Here is a 2,611-nt window from a genome sequence, read left to right as displayed (position 1 = left end):
CGGCTTCCTCTTCATCATGTCCGTCTCCGACGGATCCTCGCTGGCCGTGCTGGCACACCCCGAGTGCGACATCGGCCTCGTCGGCTACGAGATGGCCCTGCTTGTCGACCGCGCGGGCAACGTCCTCACCCCGGACCTCCGCGCCGAACTGCAGGGGAGCCTTCTCAACTAGCAAAGAGGCAGTGCGTTTCGCGCCACCGCGCCATAGGGTGCGGTGGCGCGACCAGCAGCAGACAGGCACGTTGAGGAGGAGACGTGGCAACGCCCCCCGGCGGTTACCCGTATGGCAATGATCAGCAGGCTCAGCCTCCGCTGAACCGCTTCAACTTCCCCTCCGCACCAAGCCCGCGTGCGCAGGCGGAGCCATCACGGCCGCCGCAAGTACCACAGGCGCCCCAGCATCGCAGGGCGTCGCAGTCCCCCTCCGGCGGCAAGCGGAACAATCCGCTGGTCCGCCCCTACGCGATGACCGGTGGCCGGACCCGGCCGCGGTACCAGCTCGCCATCGAGGCGCTGGTGCACACCACGGCCCAGCCGGCCCAGCTTCACGGGCAGTTGCCGGAACACCAGCGCATCTGCCACCTGTGCACCGAGATCAAGTCGGTCGCCGAGATCTCGGCACTTCTCACCATTCCCCTCGGCGTCGCCCGAATCCTCGTCGCCGACTTGGCGGAGGCCGGGCTCGTCGCCATCCATCAGCCCGGCGGCGACGAGTCCGCCGGCGGCCAGCCTGACGTGACACTGCTCGAAAGGGTGCTCAGTGGACTTCGGAACCTCTAGCGGCGAGGCAGCCCGCTCCACCACCTCCGCGAAGATCGTGGTGGCAGGCGGTTTCGGCGTGGGCAAGACCACGTTCGTCGGTGCGGTCTCGGAGATCAACCCGCTGCGGACCGAAGCCGTCATGACGTCCGCCTCGGCGGGCATCGACGACCTCACCCGCGCCATCGGCGCCGTCGTCCTGGTCGACACCCGCCGACTCGCCGACTGCTTCCCCGCGGTCGACTACTTCGAGAACAGCGGCCTGCCCTTCGTCATCGCCCTCAACGGCTTCGACGGTCACCAGCCCTACACGCCGGACGAGGTCCGCGAGGCGCTGCAGATCGGCCCCGACGCGCCGATCATCACGACCGACGCCCGCCACCGCAACGAGGCGAAGAGCGCCCTGATCACCCTGGTGGAGCACGCCCTGATGGCGCGCCTGCGGTGAGGTCCCGGCCGCACCGACGCCGGCCCCATCGACGCAGAAAGGTCCCCGCGCTCCTCGTGGAGTGTGCGGGGACCTTCTGCGTTGCGGGCGGCGCGGCCGCGGCATGGGGCCCGGCCCCGTGCGGGCACGAGGCCACGCCGGCACGAGGCCACGCGTGAGGGCCCGGGGCAGTGCCCCGGGCCCTCACGCGTTCTTCGGTTCTCAGCCCTGCCAGCTGTGCGGCGCCCGGAAGCCCGGCGAGCGCTCCAGGCGGCGCCAGGCGGCCGTGGTGCGGCGGGGGCGGGGCGGCGCCGTGTCGTTCGTGGCGGCGGCGCGGGCGAGGAGAACGGCGGTGACGGCCGCGACCTCTTCGGCGTCGGCCGTGCCCTTCTCCACGCGGACGAGCGTGTCGGTCATGCGTTTCTCCCTTACTGGGGCGGGTTGCCGTGCTTGCGGGAGGGCAGGTCGGCGTGCTTCGAGGCGAGCATCGCCAGGGCGCGGATCAGCACCTGACGGGTGTCGACCGGGTCGATCACGTCGTCGATCAGCCCGCGCTCGGCGGCGTAGTACGGGTGCATCAGCTCGGCCTTGTACTCCTTGACCATGCGTGCCCGCATCGCCTCGGGGTCGTCCGCCTCGGCGATCTGCTTGCGGAAGATCACGTTGGCCGCGCCCTCGGCGCCCATCACGGCGATCTCGTTCGTCGGCCAGGCGTAGGTCAGGTCCGCGCCGATCGACTGGGAGTCCATGACGATGTAGGCGCCGCCGTAGGCCTTGCGCAGGATGACCGAGATCCGCGGCACGGTCGCGTTGCAGTACGCGTAGAGCAGCTTCGCGCCGTGGCGGATGATCCCGCCGTGCTCCTGGTCGACGCCGGGGAGGAAGCCCGGGACGTCCAGAAGAGTGATGATCGGAATATTGAAAGCGTCGCACATCTGGATGAAGCGCGCAGCCTTTTCACTCGCCTCGATGTCGAGCACGCCGGCCAGCGACTGCGGCTGGTTGGCGACGATGCCGACGACCTGGCCGTCCAGTCGGCCGAGCGAGCAGATGATGTTGGTGGCCCAGCGCTCGTGGACCTCGAGGTGCTCGCCGTCGTCGACGATCTCCTCGATGACCTTGCGCATGTCGTACGGGCGGTTGCCGTCGGCGGGCACCAGGTCGAGCAGGGCCTCGCCCAGCCGGTCGGCCGGGTCCTCGCTCGCGACGCGCGGCGGGTTCTCCCGGTTGTTCTGCGGCAGCAGCGAGAGGAGGTAGCGGACCTCCTCCAGGCAGGTCTCCTCGTCGTCGTAGGCGAAGTGCGCCACGCCCGAGGTCTCCGCGTGCACGTCGGCGCCGCCGAGGCCGTTCTGGGTGATCTCCTCGCCGGTGACGGCGCGGACGACGTCGGGGCCGGTGATGAACATCTGCGAGGTCTCGCGGACC

Annotated in this window: 5 protein-coding genes; 3 read left to right on the top strand and 2 right to left on the bottom strand. The window is 70.2% G+C overall.

Annotated features, from left to right (window positions below):
* The 3 genes from IF61_RS0131790 to IF61_RS0131780 form a co-directional block, all read left to right on the top strand.
* Positions 1-172: roadblock/LC7 domain-containing protein (locus IF61_RS0131790; RefSeq protein ID WP_030370002.1), on the top strand; the 172-nt coding region annotated here is incomplete at its 5' end.
* An 83-nt stretch (positions 173-255) separates the two neighbouring features.
* Complete coding sequence (locus tag IF61_RS34945) at positions 256-780, top strand: DUF742 domain-containing protein (protein WP_078660667.1); 525 nt, start codon at positions 256-258, stop codon at positions 778-780.
* Positions 761-1,207 carry a GTP-binding protein gene (locus tag IF61_RS0131780; RefSeq protein ID WP_030370015.1) on the top strand — a complete coding sequence of 149 codons (447 nt, stop codon included), beginning with the start codon at positions 761-763 and terminating at the stop codon, positions 1,205-1,207. Before IF61_RS34945 ends, IF61_RS0131780 begins: the two co-directional genes overlap by 20 nt.
* A gap of 201 nt (positions 1,208-1,408) precedes the next feature.
* Here IF61_RS0131780 and IF61_RS0131775 read toward each other — a convergent pair whose 3' ends face one another.
* Together IF61_RS0131775 and IF61_RS0131770 are read right to left on the bottom strand one after the other, a co-directional pair.
* The gene (locus tag IF61_RS0131775; RefSeq protein ID WP_030370014.1) at positions 1,409-1,603 is read right to left on the bottom strand and encodes an acyl-CoA carboxylase subunit epsilon; all 195 of its coding nucleotides are present in this window, start codon (positions 1,601-1,603) and stop codon (positions 1,409-1,411) included.
* An 11-nt stretch (positions 1,604-1,614) separates the two neighbouring features.
* On the bottom strand, positions 1,615-2,611 hold a 997-nt coding region (locus IF61_RS0131770), incomplete at its 5' end, for an acyl-CoA carboxylase subunit beta (protein ID WP_030370013.1).

This window comes from Streptomyces roseoverticillatus, assembly GCF_000719265.1.
Lineage (GTDB): Bacteria > Actinomycetota > Actinomycetes > Streptomycetales > Streptomycetaceae > Streptomyces > Streptomyces roseoverticillatus.
Note: the sequence above shows the minus strand (reverse complement) of the source record. Positions and strands in the feature narration are given on the sequence as shown.

Coding starts and splice junctions, on each gene's coding strand:
- IF61_RS0131775 (WP_030370014.1), bottom strand. CDS start 1,603: ATGACCGACACGCTCGTCCGCGTGGAGAAGGGCACGGCCGACGCCGAA.